Origin of the sequence: Pedobacter deserti (assembly GCF_024436415.1) — a bacterium.
GTDB classification, from domain to species: domain Bacteria; phylum Bacteroidota; class Bacteroidia; order Sphingobacteriales; family Sphingobacteriaceae; genus Pedobacter; species Pedobacter faecalis.
The window spans coordinates 2,986,207-3,001,549 of the sequence record NZ_JAFMZQ010000001.1; the positions used below are offsets into that span (position 1 = coordinate 2,986,207).

Annotated in this window: 15 protein-coding genes and 1 riboswitch; of the genes, 7 read left to right on the plus strand and 8 right to left on the minus strand. The window is 46.7% G+C overall.

The annotated features are described in order from the left end of the window. Positions 1–9: 9 nt before the first annotated feature. Genes pdxH through ruvB form a run of 3 tightly spaced genes read left to right on the plus strand, consistent with a single transcriptional unit; the run spans position 10 to position 2,599 of the window. On the plus strand, positions 10–660 hold the full coding sequence (gene pdxH, locus J3P40_RS13505) for a pyridoxamine 5'-phosphate oxidase (protein ID WP_256006605.1): 651 nt from the start codon (positions 10–12) through the stop codon (positions 658–660). Next, positions 657–1,547, plus strand: coding sequence for a 3-hydroxyacyl-CoA dehydrogenase family protein (locus J3P40_RS13510; protein WP_256006607.1), 891 nt, complete (start codon positions 657–659; stop codon positions 1,545–1,547). The genes pdxH and J3P40_RS13510 overlap by 4 nt, the downstream gene beginning before the upstream one ends. A 29-nt stretch (positions 1,548–1,576) precedes the next feature. Beyond that, entirely contained in the window at positions 1,577–2,599 is a 1,023-nt protein-coding gene (gene ruvB, locus J3P40_RS13515; protein WP_256006609.1) for a Holliday junction branch migration DNA helicase RuvB, read from the plus strand. Between the two features lie 23 nt (positions 2,600–2,622). Here the strand turns inward: ruvB and J3P40_RS13520 are convergent, their stop codons facing one another. After that, positions 2,623–2,844, minus strand: coding sequence for a hypothetical protein (locus J3P40_RS13520; RefSeq protein ID WP_256006611.1), 222 nt, complete (start codon positions 2,842–2,844; stop codon positions 2,623–2,625). A gap of 79 nt (positions 2,845–2,923) precedes the next feature. On the opposite strand from J3P40_RS13520, the gene queG reads away from it, so the two are divergent. Continuing rightward, positions 2,924–3,865, plus strand: a complete 942-nt coding sequence (gene queG / locus J3P40_RS13525; RefSeq protein WP_256006612.1) for a tRNA epoxyqueuosine(34) reductase QueG — start codon at positions 2,924–2,926, stop codon at positions 3,863–3,865. On the opposite strand, the gene J3P40_RS13530 is transcribed toward queG, so the two are convergent. From J3P40_RS13530 to J3P40_RS13560, 7 genes are all read right to left on the minus strand, one after another. Next, entirely contained in the window at positions 3,866–4,819 is a 954-nt protein-coding gene (locus tag J3P40_RS13530) for a 3'-5' exonuclease (protein WP_256006613.1), read from the minus strand. 94 nt (positions 4,820–4,913) lie between these two features. After that, positions 4,914–5,333 carry a C40 family peptidase gene (locus J3P40_RS13535; RefSeq protein WP_256006615.1) on the minus strand — a complete coding sequence of 140 codons (420 nt, stop codon included), beginning with the start codon at positions 5,331–5,333 and terminating at the stop codon, positions 4,914–4,916. A gap of 121 nt (positions 5,334–5,454) precedes the next feature. Further along, the gene (gene mutS, locus J3P40_RS13540) at positions 5,455–8,064 is read right to left on the minus strand and encodes a DNA mismatch repair protein MutS (RefSeq protein WP_370687718.1); all 2,610 of its coding nucleotides are present in this window, start codon (positions 8,062–8,064) and stop codon (positions 5,455–5,457) included. An 86-nt stretch (positions 8,065–8,150) separates the two neighbouring features. Beyond that, positions 8,151–8,873: a menaquinone biosynthetic enzyme MqnA/MqnD family protein gene (locus J3P40_RS13545; RefSeq protein WP_256006617.1), complete on the minus strand. Its 723-nt coding sequence runs from the start codon at positions 8,871–8,873 to the stop codon at positions 8,151–8,153. Between the two features lie 5 nt (positions 8,874–8,878). Next, positions 8,879–9,490, minus strand: a complete 612-nt coding sequence (locus tag J3P40_RS13550) for a histidine phosphatase family protein (protein WP_256006619.1) — start codon at positions 9,488–9,490, stop codon at positions 8,879–8,881. Beyond that, the gene (locus J3P40_RS13555) at positions 9,490–10,680 is read right to left on the minus strand and encodes a radical SAM protein (RefSeq protein WP_256006622.1); all 1,191 of its coding nucleotides are present in this window, start codon (positions 10,678–10,680) and stop codon (positions 9,490–9,492) included. The genes J3P40_RS13550 and J3P40_RS13555 overlap by 1 nt, the downstream gene beginning before the upstream one ends. A gap of 134 nt (positions 10,681–10,814) precedes the next feature. Continuing rightward, on the minus strand, positions 10,815–11,300 hold the full coding sequence (locus tag J3P40_RS13560) for a lipocalin family protein (protein WP_256006624.1): 486 nt from the start codon (positions 11,298–11,300) through the stop codon (positions 10,815–10,817). Between the two features lie 79 nt (positions 11,301–11,379). On the opposite strand from J3P40_RS13560, the gene J3P40_RS13565 reads away from it, so the two are divergent. From J3P40_RS13565 to J3P40_RS13575, 3 genes are all read left to right on the plus strand, one after another. Continuing rightward, positions 11,380–12,495 (plus strand): trans-sulfuration enzyme family protein, encoded by a 1,116-nt coding sequence (locus J3P40_RS13565; protein WP_256006627.1) that lies wholly within the window; start codon positions 11,380–11,382, stop codon positions 12,493–12,495. Between the two features lie 142 nt (positions 12,496–12,637). Beyond that, positions 12,638–12,752, plus strand: a riboswitch (SAM riboswitch). 204 nt (positions 12,753–12,956) lie between these two features. Continuing rightward, a complete protein-coding gene (locus J3P40_RS13570; RefSeq protein ID WP_256006629.1) occupies positions 12,957–14,261 on the plus strand; it encodes an O-acetylhomoserine aminocarboxypropyltransferase/cysteine synthase family protein in 1,305 nt (434 codons plus the stop codon). A gap of 16 nt (positions 14,262–14,277) precedes the next feature. Continuing rightward, positions 14,278–15,336 (plus strand): homoserine O-acetyltransferase family protein, encoded by a 1,059-nt coding sequence (locus tag J3P40_RS13575; RefSeq protein WP_256006631.1) that lies wholly within the window; start codon positions 14,278–14,280, stop codon positions 15,334–15,336. Positions 15,337–15,343 lie beyond the last annotated feature (7 nt).

A 15,343-nucleotide genomic window follows, 5' to 3' on the forward strand; every position in this document is an offset into this window, starting at 1 on the left:
CTTTTGTACATGGAGCTTACTAAAGAAAACATACAAAACTTACGCCAAGATTACCGCTCGGCACAATTTTCGGAACAGGATGCCGCAACTGATCCGATCGATCAATTTAAAAAATGGTTCCAGGAAGCCGTTCAGGCGCAGCTATACGAACCTAATGTAATGACGCTGGCTACAGCCGATCGTTTTGGTCGCCCCTCTGCCAGGATAGTCTTGTTAAAGGGTTTTAACGAAGAAGGCTTTGTGTTTTTCACCAATTATGAAAGTAAAAAGGGGCAGGAGCTGTTGGAGAATCCGCAGGCAGCGCTGGTGTTCTTTTGGGCAGAACTGGAGCGCCAGGTGCGGATAGAGGGTGTGGTGACCAGAGTCTCCGGCGAGTTGTCGGACGAGTACTTCCACTCGCGCCCTGCAGGGAGTCAGATCGGTGCCCTCGCTTCTCCGCAAAGCAAGGTTATTTCTGGTCGCACAGAACTGGAGCAGCGGGTTGCGGAACTTGGCGAGCAGTACAGGGACACGATGATTCCGCGGCCGGAACACTGGGGGGGATACCTTGTTGAGCCTACCCGAATAGAGTTTTGGCAGGGCCGGCCAAGCAGGCTGCACGACAGAATTGTGTATGAGCTTACCAACGGTTCGTGGATTATGAATAGATTAGCACCATGAAAAACATCGCTGTTATTGGATCGGGAACTATGGGCAACGGCATCGCGCATACTTTTGCACAATTTGGTTTCAAGGTAAATTTGATTGATATTTCTGGGGATGCTTTGCAGAAAGCGCTTGCTACCATCGGCAACAATCTGGACAGACAGGTTGCCAAGGGGCTAATTACCGCGGATGACAAAATAGGGACGCTTGCCAACATATCTGCATTAAGTGATTTGACTAAGGGTGTGGCAGAAGTTGACCTGGTAGTAGAAGCGGCAACCGAAAATATCGACTTGAAGCTGGAGCTTTTCAAGCAACTGGACAAAGCTGCGCGGCCGGAGGCTATATTGGCGACGAACACTTCATCTATATCGATCACTAAGATTGCTTCAGTGACGGAGCGTGCCCATCAGGTGATTGGCATGCATTTCATGAACCCGGTACCGGTAATGAAACTGGTGGAAGTGATCAGGGGCTATGCTACGAGCGACAGTGTAACGCAAACCGTAATGGATCTTGCGCAGCGCCTGGAAAAGGTACCTGTGGAGGTGAACGACTATCCGGGTTTTGTGGCCAACAGGATCCTGATGCCTATGATCAATGAGGCTGTATATACCCTGTACGAGGGGGTAGCTGGTGTATCGGAAATAGATACGGTCATGAAACTGGGTATGGCCCATCCTATGGGGCCGCTGCAACTGGCTGATTTCATCGGGCTGGACGTTTGCGTGGCTATTCTGCAGGTGCTTTATGATGGCTTTGGCAATCAGAAGTATGCGCCTTGCCCACTTTTGGTGAATATGGTAACTGCGGGCAAAAAAGGTGTGAAATCCGGCGAAGGGTTTTACGACTATGCCGAGGGTACAAAATCTGCAAGGGTCTCGAAGAAGTTTCAAAGGTGATTTCCCTGCATAATCCTTAACTTTACGCTATGAATGAAAACCTTGATCCTTCTTATGAGCGACTGACACCACAGGAACGCGACATTGAAAGGGCTTTGCGTCCGCAGGCCTTTGAAGATTTTGCGGGACAGGAGAAAGTCATGGAGAATCTGAAGATTTTTGTTCAGGCTGCGCGGCTTCGCGGAGAGCCGCTTGACCATGTGCTTTTACACGGTCCGCCCGGATTGGGAAAAACAACGCTTTCCAACATCATTGCTAATGAAATGGGCGTGGGTATTAAGATAACGTCGGGACCTGTATTGGATAAGCCGGGCGACCTGGCTGGTTTGCTGACCAACCTGGAAACAGGTGATATCTTGTTTATAGACGAGATACACCGTCTGAGTCCGCTTGTCGAGGAATATCTGTACTCTGCCATGGAAGATTACAAGATTGATATCATGCTGGAAAGCGGACCGAACGCACGTTCGGTGCAGATAGGCCTTAATCCTTTCACGCTGGTTGGGGCTACGACACGGTCTGGTTTGCTGACCGCGCCACTCAGGGCCAGGTTTGGCATCAACTCACGTCTCTCCTATTACGACGCGAAATTATTGACGAACATTGTATTGCGCTCGGCCGACATACTTCGCACACCGATAACGGAAGAAGGTGCGTACGAAATCGCGAGGAGAAGCCGTGGAACCCCTCGTATTGCTAACGCTTTGTTAAGGCGAACCAGAGACTTTGCACAAATTAAGGGAACCGGGAAAATCGATACAGAAATTTCCCGTTATGCCTTGAATGCACTGAATGTGGACGAGCATGGCCTTGATGAAATGGACAACAAGATCCTCAGCACGATTATCGAAAAGTTTAAAGGGGGTCCTGTAGGATTGAAGACCATAGCGACCGCTGTTGGCGACGATGAAGGCACCATTGAAGAGGTTTATGAGCCTTTCCTCATTCAGGAGGGCTTTCTGATGCGTACTTCGAGAGGAAGGGAAGCGACTGAAGCTGCTTACAGGCACCTTCAGAAGATACCGCCCGCGCAAACCGGCACCCTGTTTTAGGGCGCCTAATTTAGCGTCTGACCTTAGTTAGGGTCTACTTTAAAGAACATCCAGTAAAGCGCAAAGAGGATGATAAGCACAATCGGGATGATCCACTTTAAGGCCGGACCAGCTCCCCCGCTGTTGGATTCCTTTACCGCCTGCGGTGACGGACCGGGATCTGCCTCGTGTTTTGCATAGTCGTGCTCAATTGGTTTATGCGGCTTATTTGGGTCTTCTATGTGTTTTGATTCAAAGTTTTCCATGGCGTTCTATTTATTGTTAACTAATAAACACGCTGTTGTTTTAAAATGTTTTTGCCTGCAAAGGTCTATCTTTGTATGAATGGAGGCCGGAAGGGAAAAATATAGCACATTGATTAAAGAAGAGGCAGCAAGGCTGGGCTTCACGCAGTGCGGTATCGCCAGGGCCGAATTTCTGGAAGAGGAAGCGCCGAGACTGGAAAAATGGCTTACTGAAGGCAAACAGGGCAAAATGGCCTATATGGAAAATTACTTCGATAAACGCCTTGATCCGCGACTTCTGGTAGATGACGCTAAATCGGTAATTTCCCTGACGCTTAATTATTTTCCGGAGACAACTCAGACCGATCCGGGAGCCCCGAAAATCTCTAAGTATGCCTACGGCGCTGACTATCATCACGTGATCAAAGATAAATTGAAGCAATTGCTGGAGTTTATACGTGCGGAGATTGGCGAGGTAGGCGGACGCGCCTTTGTAGATTCAGCACCGGTGCTTGACCGGGCCTGGGCTAAACGAGCAGGCGTCGGTTGGGTAGGAAAAAGCACCAATCTGATCAGTAAGAAAAACGGCTCATTTTTTTTTCTTGCTGAACTGATTGTAGACCTTCCGCTTAGTTACGATAACGCGTTCGATACGGATCATTGTGGCACCTGCACCCGTTGTATAGACGCTTGCCCGACGGAAGCGATCATTTTGCCCTATGTGGTGGATGCAAAAAAATGTATTTCTTACCTCACCATAGAACTGAAAGATGAAATACCGAATGAATTTCAGCATAAGATGGACGATTGGATGTTTGGATGTGATGTGTGCCAGGATGTCTGCCCCTGGAACAGGTTCTCCGTTCCCCATCAGGAACCCATGTTTAAGGCCAACGAAAATTTACTTAACATGAGCAGAAAGGAATGGACAGAGATTACCGAAGAGGTTTTTCAAAGCATATTCAAGAACTCAGCGGTTAAACGCACCAAGTTTAAGGGCCTTACCAGAAACATTAATTTTCTTAATAGTCCAGGCGCCTGATTATTTTCCGAACTTCATTTTAAGTTGTTCAAGCATATCGCTTGTCACTTCCGCAGCTGGCTTCTCTTTCCTTGGTGTAGGATAAGCATTTCCAGGTCTGGCGTTGGGCTGCTGTGCTTTTTGAGGAGCCTGCGTCTTGTTTTGAGCCTTCTTTTGGTTCCAGCGCTGCCAGATTTCCGTCAGCTTCTTCTTGGTGTATAAAGGAAAATCGCCCTGCTGCATCCAGGCGTAATAACTTGGTTCAATGTCAAAGACCTGCTCTACGGTCTTGCCTTTATGCTTCCCGAAATTAAAGATCTCTTGATCTTTATCGTTAAACACCATCCGACCAGCGAAGTCTACGCACTTGTTCATATTGGTGAACTGATGAAGGGCATCAACATCGTTTTTAACAGGTTTGGAAATATTGCCTTGCTTGTCTTCAAAATCAGCGTCCTGATACTTTTCTATCTGCGCCAGAAGCACCTGATAGGTGGCTATAATATCTGCTTCAGCAGAGTGGGCGTTAACAATGTCTTTATTGCAGTAAAACTTATAGGCCGCACGAAGGGTGCGCTGTTCCATTTGATGGAATATATTTTGCACGTCAACAAACTTTCTGTCAGACATATCGAAATCGACGCCAGCCCTCATAAATTCCTCTAAAAGCACAGGAATATCGAATTTATTGGAGTTGTACCCCGCAAGATCAGCGTCGCCTATAAAATCAGCGATTTCGTGGGCGGCCTGTTTAAAGGTGGGCGCCTCGGCAACATCCTGGTCGTAAATGCCATGGATGAGCGAAGACTGCAAAGGAATCGGCATCTCCGGATTGATCCGCATGGTCTTGATGATTTCTGTTCCATCCGGCAAGGCTTTTAGGATAGCGATCTCTACAATTCGGTCGGAACCAACATTTACGCCGGTAGTTTCAAGATCAAAGAAAGCAAGCGGACGGATTAGATTTAGTTTCATGAATAAAGTTTGTCAAACCAAAATTCGTAAAAAACATCCGTTAATTTTAATTTATTTCATATTCAGAAAAACAAACCTGCAGACGTTCCGTCGTTTATTTTAAAAGCTGCCCTTTTAAAGACCCGGCTTTAACCAGCGCTTTCTGGTATTGGGGGAGATTCAGGTCGTCGACAATTACACCTCGCGTAGTAGATGCATGCACAAAATAGTGGTCATTTAAGTAAACCCCGACATGATCGACTGCCGACCCTCCAAAGGAAAAGAAAATAAGATCCCCTTCCTTGAGCTGCCCTAAACGTTTCTCTTCAATTACATCCGCCTGATCACGCGACCTGCGCGGAAGTGAGCGACCATAGATGTTCTTCTGCAGCAACAGAGCGAAGCCCGAACAATCTATTCCACTTTTGTCCAATCCTCCCAGCTGATACCTCACGCCTGTCCAATCGGTTATAAAGCGGTAAAGCTCCTTACTTTCAAGGTTAGCCATCGCATCGGCGATTTTTGGTGCGTTCACGTGGGGAGCTTTAGCAACATGTCGCCTTGAGCTACAGGAAGCAAGCACAACCAGCATGAATGCAAATAAGAATAAACGGTATAAGGTTGCTGTACTAGGTATTGTTTTCCTCATCTGTTCATTACTGTTTAACAAGTCGTTGAATTTCATCCAGTTTAAGCAAAGCCTCAACCGGGGTCAGGATGTTTACATCCAGATTGTTCAGCGTATCCCTGATCTTTACAAGAACCGGATCATCAACCGCAAACATCTGCAACTGGTAGGCCTGGTTCTGAACCTTTTTGATGCTGTCTTTAATACTCTGACCCTCCGTTCTGTCGATCTCCAGTTTCTTCAATATCTCATTGGCCCTGTTAATCAGTCGCGGCGGCATGCCGGCCATTTTGGCTACGTGGATACCGAAGCTGTGTTCGCTGCCACCTGGAACAAGCTTACGGAGAAAAATGATTTTGTTCGACACTTCTTTAATGGAAACGTTGAAGTTCCGGACCCGGCTCATGGTATTTGCCAGTTCATTAAGTTCGTGATAGTGCGTGGCAAACAAAGTTTTTGGTTTGGCCGAAGGATGTGTATGCAAGAACTCTGCGATAGCCCAGGCTATAGATATACCATCGTAGGTACTCGTTCCCCTTCCAATTTCGTCGAGCAGGATCAAACTGTTGTCCGATATATTGTTCAGGATACTTGCCGTTTCGTTCATCTCAACCATGAACGTACTTTCGCCGGAGGATAGGTTGTCGGAAGCACCGACGCGGGTAAATATCTTGTCTATTAAGCCTATTGAAGCCGATTTGGCCGGTACGAAACAACCCATTTGTGCCATAAGCACAATAAGGGCGGTCTGCCTTAATATGGCCGACTTACCCGACATGTTTGGCCCGGTGATAATAATAATCTGCTGTGTATCATTATCCAGGAACACATCGTTCGTGATATATTCTTCCCCAATAGGAAGTCTCTTCTCGATAACCGGGTGCCTTCCGCCTTTTATATCAAGTACTTTTCCCTTATGAACTTCCGGTTTTACATAGTGATTCATACCGGCAAGACGTGCAAAGCATAATAACACATCCAGACGCGCAACAAGGTGGGCATTCAGTTGAATCTGCCTGATGTAGCCGGCAACCGCCTGAACAAGTTCGCCGTACAAACGCAGTTCAATCTGCTGTATTTTTTCTTCGGCGCCTAGGATCTGCTCCTCATACTCCTTCAATTCGGGTGTTATATAACGCTCAGCACTAACTAAAGTCTGCTTTCTGATCCAGTCGGCAGGAACTTTATCTTTATGTGTATGCGTTACCTCCAGATAATAGCCAAATACATTATTGAAGGCCACTTTTAACGAAGGTATCCCTGTGGCAGCGGCTTCCCGTTTCTGTATTTCCACGAGATAGTCTTTTCCGCCGAAAGCAATTTTTCGCAGCCGGTCCAAATCTTCATCTACGCCATCGGCGATCACACTGCCCTTGTTGACCACAGCCGGGGGATCCTGACTTAGTTCTTTCTCTAAGCGGTCCCTCACGCTCAAACAAGGATCGAGCTGACCTGCGATATTGGTCAAAAATGAGTTATTCGCTCTTCCGGCGATTTCTTTGATAGCTTCTATATGATATAAGGCCTTTTTAAGCTGGCAAAGCTCGCGTGGACCAACGCGAAGCAGCCCTACCTTCGAAATAAGCCGTTCAAGGTCGCCTATTACTTTCACGTGCTCCATAAATTCCTCACGAACTTCTTCATGATTCACCAGGAAGTTGACGACCTCCAGGCGCTCCTCTATGGGCTTTAAATCCTTGAGCGGCATGATAATCCACTTATGAAGCAGCCTTGCGCCCATGGGTGTGGCCGTATGATCGAGAGTTTCAAAAAGCGTGACTGCCTGATCGTTTGCTGAGGAAACCAGCTCAAGATTTCCTATGGTAAAGCGGTCGAGCCAAACATATTTATCTTGCTCGAGCCTGGAAATGGAGGTAATGTGTTTGAGGTTGCGGTGCTCGGTTTCGTTAAGATAATGCAGGACAACCCCTGCAGCCACGACGCCCGAGTAAAGTTTTTCTATACCGAAGCCCTTTAAGGAAGTCACCTCGAAATGTCTGGTCAGCGTTTCATGAGCGTAGTCGGCTGTGAATGCCCAATCATCCAAATGATAAGTATAAAACCTGTCGCCAAAACATTCAAAAAAATCCTTTTTCCTCGATTTCTGATAAACAACCTCGTTTGGCTTTAATCCTTGCAGAAGTTTATCAATGTATTCAGCGTCGCCCTGGGCTACCATAAACTCACCAGTAGAGATGTCGGCAAATGCAACGCCTACAGCATTTTTATCGAAATAGACCGCAGCCAGATAATTGTTCGACTTTTGGTTAACGATGTTGTCGCTATAAGCCACCCCGGGGGTTACAAGTTCGGTAACGCCTCGCTTCACAATGGTTTTTGTGGCTTTTGGATCTTCCAGCTGATCACAAATTGCCACTCTTTGGCCGGCCCTCACCAGTTTGGACAGGTAATTGTCGAGAGAATGATGCGGAAATCCGGCTAATTCCAGTGCGCCATTCGGACCTGTACCACGCCGCGTGAGCACAATGCCCAGTATCTGGGACGTCTTTACGGCATCCTCGCCGAAGGTCTCATAAAAGTCGCCTACTCTAAACAGCAACAGCGCACCAGGGTACTTTGCCTTAATGACATTGTACTGCTGCATGAGCGGGGTTTCTTTAAGTTTTGTGTTAGCCAAGTGGATTTCCTAGGTTCAAAATATCAAAGATACTATTTGAATGACTGACAAAATGATTTGTTGAAAAGTTAAAAAATGTGAACAGGCTATAACCGGGCGATATAACTCAGGAAAAGTGTTATGGCCTCGCGCTTCTTATCGGTAAGCGGAAAATCCAGTTTGTTGGTAAGGTAATCCTTTAAATCGATCCCCGGAGTTTCGGGAAGTCCGGCAATTACCTGATCGACATTTTTCACACCGAAGCCTAAAGCTTCATTAAACTCTGCCAGAAAACCGGGTTCAATCTGCCTATTGGCCACCCATGCGGCATAAACAAAAGGCAAACCGGTGAAGGTCATCCAGGCCTCACCCATATCATAAACATAGGGGTAGGCCGATTTACTGTTGAATGTCCGGTCTCCGATCAATACTATAGCATCGGTATTTTCATCTCCGGCCAGAAACCGAACATCTTTTTTCCAGTAGAATTTCAAAAGGACTTTAGCCAGGTTATTTGAGGTCCTTGACTGCGGATCAAGTTTAACGGTCTGAATATTTTTAACGGGGACCTGACTGAAAATAAAAACGGAGTTAACGGCTCCGACGGATCCTATACAGTAATCGGAGACGATCTGTCCGTTCGGTACTTCAGGTAGAACGGCTATAGGCACCAAACCGATATCGACCTGATCATGTATAAGCTTGCTGGCGCAATCTGCCGGGATATCAAGGCTTAAATCAATTTTATCTGCAATAGGAGAGCGACTGATACCATACACAAAGGGTTTGGAGTTCGTGTAGGAAACTGCTGAAATTCGAATCTTATTCAAAAGTTTTATATTAAATGATCTGTGTTGTTGAAATCAACAATGCTGAACTTACCATCACTAAAAAGCACGCGGTAAAGTGTGGTATTTAAATGCGGAAAGTCGCCCATCTCGGATAGTGGCTTACCCACCAAATGGCATAGCAATAATCGCATGGCCCGCCCGTGCATGCAGACCAGGACAAGCTTCTCCTCCTCGTGGCTCATAAGTTCGTCCAGGGCCTCTTTAATGCGCTTAAGCACATCATTGGGACTTTCGCCGCCCGGGAAAGAAGCGTGGTAATCGCCCCCCTCCCATTTCTCCATTATACCGCGAAAGGCAGCAATTGCATTTTCGTCGTTTGGCTGACCTTCCCATTCGCCCCAGGCCAGTTCGTCGAAGCCTTGGTGCTGTTCCCAGGGAATGCCTGCTGCTATAAAATTCTGGACGGTTTGGTGCGTTCGTTTTAATGTAGAGGTATAAATTTTATCGAAGGGAACCTGACTGTACTTTTTATAGAAGGCCTCTGCCTGCCCGCGTCCCGTCTCATTCAAGTCGCTGTTTATGCCCCTGCCCTGAACAATACCTAACCGGTTCAAATCTGTTTCACCATGCCTTATGATGTATATTTCTTTCTCCATCAGTTAATGACCGGAAGTTTGTAAAACTGAGGCTTTGCGTCTTCTTCAAATACCACATCGGAGTAGTCTCTGACCACATTGTACAAGGTATCGCGTTCAATGGGTTTCCGTTTTACCTGTTTGATCAGGTCGACAAGTTCTTTGGTACTCATGGCAGGATTCTGTTCTTCTGCACCCGCCATGGAATAAATCTTTGTGGTGTCATCGAGTGTGCCGTCTATATCATCCACTCCAAAATTTAGTGATAATTGCGCGGTTTGCCTGCTGATCATCGCCCAATAGGCTTTAATATGATCGAAGTTGTCCAGATATATCCGGGCAATTGCATAGTTGCGGAGGTCTTCAATCACAGAAACCTCGGGAACGCCACTCATTTGATTATGCTGGTTCCTGAATTTAAGTGGTATAAACGTTTGAAACCCTCCGGTGCGGCCCTGCAGCTGCCTTAGCTGATCCATATGATCTACCCGGTGCTCAAACTTTTCTATGTGGCCATACAGCATCGTGGCGTTTGACCGCATTCCAAGCTTATGCCATTCTTCGTGGATGGCCAGCCATTGGTCGCCCGTACATTTATCTTTCGCGATCTGCGAACGGATATCAGGATGAAAGATTTCCGCACCGCCGCCGGGCAAGGATTCAAGTCCGGCCTCTTTCATAAGACGCATGCCAGACGCATAGTCGATTTTCGCCTTCTTGAAAATATAATGATACTCTACCGGTGTAAGAGCCTTCACGTGAAGCTCTGGCCGATGCGCTTTAATGGAAGAGAATAGTGCAGCATAAAAGTCCACGTCGTATTGCGGCAGTACACCGCCTACGATATGAACTTCCGTAACCGGCTCGCCATCATACCGCCTTACGATATCCATCATTTGTTCCATGCTCAACGCCCAGCCTTCCTCCTTCTGTTTAATCAGCCTGGAATACGAGCAAAACTTACAGTCATACACACAAAGGTTGGTGGGTTCTAAATGAAAGTTCCGGTTGAAATAGGTCAGGTCTCCATGCTTATATTCCCTGATGAAATTAGCGAGCACACCCAGATAACCCAGTTCCGCTTTTTCGTAAAGATAAACAGCCTCATCAAATGTAATCCGCTCCCGGTCGCGGACTTTCCTGGCTATATTTCTATGTTCTTCGGGCAGACTGGCGTCTGATAGAAGCAAGTTCAGTAATGAAGTATCCATATGTTGTTTAACTCAACAAAAATAGGATAAAAATGCCAGGAAGATGTCATTACAGCAACATATGCTTGAGTAAGACTAACAAAAACGGGGATAATCGAATAGACTATCCCCGCTTCAAATTTTTCAGAATATCCTTAATTTGCGGCTTTGCTGAAGTTAAGGACGATGTATGCGGCACCGCTACCATATTCAACGGGCGACTTGATCACCATGGTATTGCCGTCGGCCGAAGCCAGCACTGTCCGGTATCCGGAACTGATATCTCTCGCCTTCTCTCCTTCATTCAGCTTCTTAAACTGAAACGTTTGATCGGCAGGACTGGCAGACCAGTAAATATTTTGTGTCTTGGCTGCGCAATTACTGCCTCCCGGAAGCGTATAGGTCCCGTTGCCACTATTGGTTAGCCGCCATGTGCTCCCAATAAAGCAGGTATGAGGCCCTTCATCAAAAAGTGATTTTACAGCAGATTGAGGGACACCTTCAAACGTGATGTCGTTAAGCACCCAGCTTCCGGTGATGTTACCTCTTTTTACTGTTGTATTTGTTCCTTTGGGAGAGCAGCTTTGCAATACCATCATTGAACTGCATATGATGGCAGCTAGTAACACTATTCTTTTCATATCTTCATTTTTGCTTTCCTAATTACATAAATCTTGCCAAACACCAGTAACTAACAAGTTTTCGGCTTAACTTTGTTATATGAAGCCAGAAACTATTGCCATTCATGGGGGTAATTTTTACAAGCCCAGCACCGGAGATGTGACATCACCAATCAATTTGTCGACCACCTTTTTCCGTAACGAAGACGGTGGCTATTCGGGTGGACATATGTATAGCAGAATAAGCAATCCTAACCGGACTGCGCTGGAAAAAGCGTTGTCGGCACTCGAAGGCGGGGTTGATGCATGTGCTTTTTCCTCCGGAAATACGGCTGGTATGGCCGTTTTTCAGGCCTTGCCCGCGGGCAGCCACGTTATTGCGCCCGACGATATGTACTGGGGGTTCAAGAAACAGCTGCTGACCATGTTTAACGAAACACTGGAATTTGACTTCGCGGATATGACCTCGTCTGAGGCGATCGAATCCTGCATAAAACCGAATACAGCTCTAATATGGATAGAGACCCCATCAAATCCGCTGTTAAAGATCACCGATATCGCTGCAACGGCTAAAATTGCAAAGCGGTTTGATCTGATACTGGTTTGCGACAGCACATTCGCTTCCCCCTGCCTGCAACATACGCTGGCGCTTGGGGCTGATATCGTGATGCATTCCTCTACCAAATACATTGGCGGCCATAGCGATGTACTAGGCGGTGCGCTGATTACGGCTACTCAGAATGAGTTTTGGGACAAAATCAGAAATATTCAGCAGGTAGGCGGCGCAGTGCCCTCGCCTTTCGATTGCTACCTGCTTTTGCGCAGTATTAAGACTTTGCCGTACAGAATGCGCGGACACTGCGAAAATGGCCTTGCCCTCGCAAAATTCCTGGAACAACATCCGGCGATTGATGAGGTGTTTTATCCTGGCCTTGCCAACCATCCTCAGCATGAGATCGCAACATCGCAGATGAAGGCCTTTGGAGGGATGCTTTCTGTACTGCTTAAGGGTGGCGCACAAAAAGCTAAAGCGGTGGTAAACAAGGTGGAATTGTTTGCCCAGGCGACAAGTCTTGGTGGTGTAGAAAGCCTGATTGAACATCGGGCGTCCATTGAAGGACCAGATACCAAAACACCGCAAAATTTAATTCGGATATCTGCGGGACTTGAACATATTGACGATCTGATTCGGGACCTGACACAGGCTTTAGGCTAAAAAACCGACTGAAACATTGATGCCAATTAATTGACTATAAGTCGTTTAAAAATATTTCGAAATATTATTTGGACGAATTGGCCGCGAAGTAGTACATTTGTCGTCGTTAGCGAGGAGCTAATCAAGTCAGCCTACATGGTTTGATTTATAAAGAAGTGGCGAGAGACAGGCTCTGAGACCCACTGGCAACCCTCCCCAACTGGGAAGAAGGTGCCAATTCCTGACCAAAGGCATGGTGCTATTTGGAGAGATAAATTGAAACGAAATGAAAACATTAAGAATTACTTCCGGATTATTCAGTGATCTTCACAGGCCTGCATGCATGTGCTTCGGCATGTGATCATTGAAAATCTTCCTGCTATATCTTGTCATACGGAAGGCCCTTACAGGGTACGAGAAAGTTACATCCCAGCAATAAGCCGCTTAGCTTAACCAATCATTAACCATAAAAAAAATTACATATGTCAGCAAACCTTAAATTTGAAACACTGCAGGTACATGCAGGACAGGAAATAGATCCTACAACAGGGTCGAGAGCCGTACCTATTTATCAAACGACATCATATGGATTTAAGAATTCAGAACACGGCGCGAACCTGTTTGCGCTAAAGGAATTCGGAAATATTTATACACGCATCATGAACCCCACCAATGATGTGTTTGAAAAGCGGATTGCAGCACTTGAGGGTGGCGTAGCGGCCCTGGCAGTAGGCTCGGGACAAGCAGCGCAGTTCATAGCTTTAAACAATATCTTGCAGGCGGGCGACAATTTTGTCGCTTCATCACACTTATACGGTGGTTCATACAATCAGTTTAAGGTGGCCTTCAAGCGTCTGGGCATTGATGTGAGATTTGCTAACGGCGATGACGTTACAGATTTTGAAGCAAAGATCGACAGCGATACCAAAGCCATTTACGTGGAGACCATAGGCAATCCTGCGTTCAGTATCATAGATTTTGAAAAATTATCTGAGATTGCCAACCGCCATGAACTGCCACTGGTCGTGGACAATACATTCGGAGCAGCGGGCTATCTGTTCAAGCCTTTGGAGCATGGCGCACATATCGTGGTTCAATCGGCGACAAAATGGATTGGCGGGCATGGTACCAGCATCGGTGGCGTCATTGTAGACGGAGGAAATTACAACTGGGGCAATGGAAAGTTTCCGCAGTTTACAGAGCCTTCCGAGGGTTATCACGGATTGGTATTTAATGATGTCTTTGGCATCGGGGGTCCTTTCGGAAATATACAGTTTATCATTCGTGCAAGAGTGGAGGGATTAAGGGACTTTGGTCCGGCCATATCGCCGTTCAACTCGTTTTTACTGCTTCAGGGCTTAGAAACATTGTCGCTTCGCGTTCAACGACATGTGGATAACGCGTTAGCCCTGGCAACCTGGCTGGAAAGCCATGAGGCTGTAAGCTCAGTGAGTTATCCTGGATTGCCGGGCAGTAAATATCATACTAACGCAAAAAAATACCTTAAAAATGGCTTCGGCGCGGTTCTTTCCTTCGAATTGAAAGGAGGCAAGGAATTGGCAACCCGGCTGGTGGACAGCCTGAAGCTGGTAAGCCACCTGGCCAATGTGGGCGACGCGAAAACACTCATCATCCAGCCTTCGGCTACTACCCATCAGCAGCTTAGCGAGTCGGAACAGGTGGCAGCAGGCGTTTTGCCTAACCAACTTCGCGTGTCTGTAGGTATTGAGCACATTGACGATATAAAGGCGGATTTTGAACAGGCGTTTGCGGCAATAAAACTTTAATACGGAGTTCACAGGAATGACAAATACGGCGACGCATCGTTATAAAGAGACCTTCAAACTGGAGAATGGCAAAGAGATTAACGACCTTACGATTGCTTATCAGACTTATGGCCAGTTAAATGCGGAGAAAGACAATGTGGTCTGGGTTTGCCACGCGTTAACCGCAAATTCAGATGTACTGGACTGGTGGAAGGGTTTGTTTGGTCAAAATGACTTATTTAATCCGGAAGAGCATTTCATTGTATGTGCCAATGTGCTGGGCTCCCATTATGGGACCAGCTCCCCATTAAGTATCAATCCGGCTACCGGTCAGCCTTACTACCTTTCGTTCCCGGAGTTTACGATCAGGGATATTGTGGCTGCACACCGCATCCTTGCTGATCATCTGGGCATTGGAAAAATTAAGGTACTGATGGGTGGATCTTTAGGAGGTCAGCAATCTTTGGAATGGGCAATCACGGAAAACGACCGGATTGAAAATCTGGTATTAATTGCCACCAATGCTATACACTCGCCCTGGGGTATTGCTTTCAATGAAAGCCAGCGCCTTGCTATTACGGCCGACCGGACTTTCTACGCTCAGCAACCGGAAGGTGGTTTGAAAGGCTTAAAGGCTGCGCGAAGTATCGCGCTGCTCTCCTATCGGACTTACGATGCGTATACGGCTACTCAACTCGAAAGCGTAAACGACAAAACGGACAATTTCAGGGCCTCCTCTTACCAGAACTATCAGGGTGAAAAGCTGTGCAAACGCTTCAATGCCTATAGCTACTGGTACCTTACCAAGGCGATGGATAGTCACAACGTAGGACGCGGGAGGCGCAGCGTAAACGATGCACTTCTGGAAGTGAAGGCAAATACTTTAGTGATCGGCATTGAAAATGATGTCTTGTTCCCGCTTTCAGAACAAGAGTTTTTGGCTAAATCTATTCCTGATGCTGAATTTCAGGCCCTGAAATCTGCGTATGGCCATGATGGCTTCCTGATTGAGACGAACGTGCTCACAAAAATGATAGGCACATTTTTAAAAGAGCATGCAGATAAAAAGATAATTAAATTACATAAAACAGCTTAATTGATTC

What these genes read in the sequence shown, in the direction of transcription:
- pdxH (WP_256006605.1), top strand. Translation starts at nt 10, where the DNA reads ATGGAGCTTACTAAAGAAAACATACAAAACTTACGCCAAGATTACCGC.
- J3P40_RS13510 (WP_256006607.1), top strand. Translation starts at nt 657, where the DNA reads ATGAAAAACATCGCTGTTATTGGATCGGGAACTATGGGCAACGGCATC.
- ruvB (WP_256006609.1), top strand. Translation starts at nt 1,577, where the DNA reads ATGAATGAAAACCTTGATCCTTCTTATGAGCGACTGACACCACAGGAA.
- J3P40_RS13520 (WP_256006611.1), bottom strand. Translation starts at nt 2,844, where the DNA reads ATGGAAAACTTTGAATCAAAACACATAGAAGACCCAAATAAGCCGCAT.
- queG (WP_256006612.1), top strand. Translation starts at nt 2,924, where the DNA reads ATGGAGGCCGGAAGGGAAAAATATAGCACATTGATTAAAGAAGAGGCA.
- J3P40_RS13530 (WP_256006613.1), bottom strand. Translation starts at nt 4,819, where the DNA reads ATGAAACTAAATCTAATCCGTCCGCTTGCTTTCTTTGATCTTGAAACT.
- J3P40_RS13550 (WP_256006619.1), bottom strand. Translation starts at nt 9,490, where the DNA reads ATGGAGAAAGAAATATACATCATAAGGCATGGTGAAACAGATTTGAAC.
- J3P40_RS13555 (WP_256006622.1), bottom strand. Translation starts at nt 10,680, where the DNA reads ATGGATACTTCATTACTGAACTTGCTTCTATCAGACGCCAGTCTGCCC.
- J3P40_RS13560 (WP_256006624.1), bottom strand. Translation starts at nt 11,300, where the DNA reads ATGAAAAGAATAGTGTTACTAGCTGCCATCATATGCAGTTCAATGATG.
- J3P40_RS13565 (WP_256006627.1), top strand. Translation starts at nt 11,380, where the DNA reads ATGAAGCCAGAAACTATTGCCATTCATGGGGGTAATTTTTACAAGCCC.
- J3P40_RS13570 (WP_256006629.1), top strand. Translation starts at nt 12,957, where the DNA reads ATGTCAGCAAACCTTAAATTTGAAACACTGCAGGTACATGCAGGACAG.
- J3P40_RS13575 (WP_256006631.1), top strand. Translation starts at nt 14,278, where the DNA reads ATGACAAATACGGCGACGCATCGTTATAAAGAGACCTTCAAACTGGAG.